We start from the raw sequence: 2419 nt of genomic DNA on the forward strand, positions 1-2419 counted from the left end.
CCACCTTGCCGGGCACGCTGGCCGCCAGCATCACCGACAGCCGGCGTCGCGCCTCGTCCGGCTCCACCGGGTGGTGGGCGGGCGGCGGCTCGGGCGGGCCGTCCTGCCACTCCTTGATGCGGGTCCAGACGCGCAGGCCGGCGCGGGCCGCACCCTTCTCCGGCCCGTCCGGCTTTCCCAGAGCGGCCAGAACGGCGGGCGCCCACAGCCAGCCGGCGCGCCCCATCTCCCAGGCGAAGGCCACGGGATCGGAGGCTTCCTCCCGCCCCGGCGCACCGAGCAGGCCAAGCAGCTTGCGCACCGCCCGGTGCAGGGCCAGCGCGTCGTCCTCAAGCCCATCGGGGATCGGCAGGTCCAGCGCCTCGGCCAATCCGCGCGGGGTCGGCACGCAGAAGCGGGCGGGCAGGACGAAGGCGAACAGCTCCAGCAGGTCGAAGGCGGCGAAGGGCTCGGTCCCCAGCCGCCGCGCCATCGCCCGCGCGTGGCAGACCAAGGGTGGCTGGCAACGCGCCCGCCTCGCCGCGGCGGCGGGCGGCAATTCCTCCACCTCCCCGTCTCCGGTCAGCAGGACCACGCGCCGCGCGCCGGCGACCAGGGCCGGCGCGTCATCGAGGCTGAAGGACGGGGGGGAGGGCGCCGAGGTCAGATCCATGGCGCGCAGTATAATGGCCCCCGCCGCCGCAATGCGAGCAAACCCGTGTTGACCGATCGGCCCGCCCCCTCGAAAGTGCTCCCCCGTCCTTGAGCGTCGCAGAGGAGAGGTCGAGCGCATGCGGTTTCCGGTCCGGCGTCTGCTGAGACTCCTGATGGCCCTGGCCGTCGCCCTGGTGGCCTTCAGCGTCGGCTGGGCGGCGCTCTACCGCGTGGTGCCGGTGCCGGCCACGCCGCTGATGCTGATCCGCGCCGCGGGGGGCTCCGGGCTGGCGCACGACTGGGTGCCCCTGTCGCAGATTTCCCCTCACCTCGCCCGCGCGGTCATCGCGTCGGAGGACACGCTGTTCTGCGGCCATGGCGGCTTCGACTGGGCGGCCATCGAGGGCGCCTTCGAGGACAACGAGGAGGGCCGGCGTCTGCGCGGCGGCAGCACGATCAGCCAGCAGACCGCCAAGAACGCCTTCCTCTGGCCGGACCGCAGCTGGACCCGCAAGGGCATCGAGGCGTGGTTCACCCTGCTGATCGAGACGCTGTGGCCGAAGAGCCGCATTCTGGAGGTCTATCTGAACAGCGTGGAGTGGGACGACGGCGTCTACGGCGCCGAGGCCGCCGCCCGCCACCATTTCAAGAAGCCGGCATCGGCGCTGACCCGCCGCGAGGCCGCCCTGCTGGCCGTCGTCCTGCCCAACCCCCGCAACTGGTCCCCGAACCCGCCCGGCGCCTACGTGGCGCGGCGGGCCGGCGTCATCGAGCGGCGCATGGCGGTGGTGGAGCGGGACGGGCTGGCCGATTGCGCCCGTTAGGCACCGGTCGCCGTCGCTCAACCTGTGAACTTGGCAATCGACCATCAACACAGCCGGTGGTAATCTTTTCCGATTGCCCTGCATGGGTTCGGAGTGTTCCGGCGCGCCGACACGCTCCGTTATTGGCAAGCCTCGGCAACGGGAGGGCCGTCTGATGAATGTCATGGAGCCATCGGTGGGTGGGGCTCGGCAGCCGCCCACCCTGATCGCGACGACACCGCCCGCCTCCAAGGCCACGGCGGGGACAAAAGACACAACCGGCGGCTCCTCCACCGACGCGCGCAATTCGGCTGCGGTCGTCACGCTGTCGGAAACGGCCCAGGCGTCCTTGACGACCCAGACGGCGACCCAGACCGCGGGCAAGAAGGATTTCGCGACCGTCGCCAAGGACGCGCGGGCGGCCATCGACGCCAAATACGCGGAGCTGACCGCGAACGGCAAGCCGATGGACTACATGCACGCCACCCAGGAAAGCTGGGACACCGTCTATGGCGGGCTCGACCGCCGCGCCCTCTTCGCCATCGCCAGCAACAGCGACGGCAGCTTTTCCAAGGACGAGCAGGACACCGCCCAATCGATCATGTCGCAACAGCAGGGACAAGCCATGATGGCCGCGGACCCGGCGGGCAACGATCACGCCGCCCGCTTCCGGGCCGGCGTCGCCTTCCTGGAGGGCGTCAGCGACGAGGAGAAGGCATCGGCCAACTGGGCGGTCCAACGCGCCGCCAACCAGTTCGGCTATGAGCAGACGATGCGGAGCAGCGGCCGGGAACCGGACGATCTCGACAGCGAGAACCCGCTGGTCGCCATGATCAAGGGCGCCATGGACCGCCTCAAGGACAAGTCGCCCGAGGCCGTCGCCACCGGCGGCTACGTCAAGGATCTGAAGGACATGCCCCTGTTCCGCGACTGTCTCTTATCCCCATCTCCGAGCCCCAGCGACTAACGCGCCCATCGTATGC

2 protein-coding genes and 1 pseudogene are annotated in these 2419 nt (G+C 70.6%); 2 read left to right on the forward strand and 1 reads right to left on the reverse strand.

The features are described 5' to 3' along the window. Nucleotides 1–652, reverse strand: a pseudogene (locus GBZ26_RS28840) (ATP-dependent DNA helicase); the annotation flags it as partial. A 118-nt stretch (nucleotides 653–770) separates the two neighbouring features. On the opposite strand from GBZ26_RS28840, the gene mtgA reads away from it, so the two are divergent. Next, nucleotides 771–1457 carry a monofunctional biosynthetic peptidoglycan transglycosylase gene (gene mtgA, locus GBZ26_RS28845; protein WP_174441730.1) on the forward strand — a complete coding sequence of 229 codons (687 nt, stop codon included), beginning with the start codon at nucleotides 771–773 and terminating at the stop codon, nucleotides 1455–1457. A gap of 154 nt (nucleotides 1458–1611) precedes the next feature. Then, nucleotides 1612–2403: a hypothetical protein gene (locus GBZ26_RS28850; RefSeq protein ID WP_174441731.1), complete on the forward strand. Its 792-nt coding sequence runs from the start codon at nucleotides 1612–1614 to the stop codon at nucleotides 2401–2403. The last annotated feature ends 16 nt before the right edge of the window (nucleotides 2404–2419 follow it).

The organism is Azospirillum formosense, from assembly GCF_013340925.1.
Taxonomy (GTDB): Bacteria; Pseudomonadota; Alphaproteobacteria; order Azospirillales; family Azospirillaceae; genus Azospirillum; species Azospirillum formosense.

Bases quoted from the DNA above. Each gene is read 5' to 3' on its own strand.
- mtgA (WP_174441730.1), top strand. From the start codon at position 771: ATGCGGTTTCCGGTCCGGCGTCTGCTGAGACTCCTGATGGCCCTGGCC.
- GBZ26_RS28850 (WP_174441731.1), top strand. From the start codon at position 1,612: ATGAATGTCATGGAGCCATCGGTGGGTGGGGCTCGGCAGCCGCCCACC.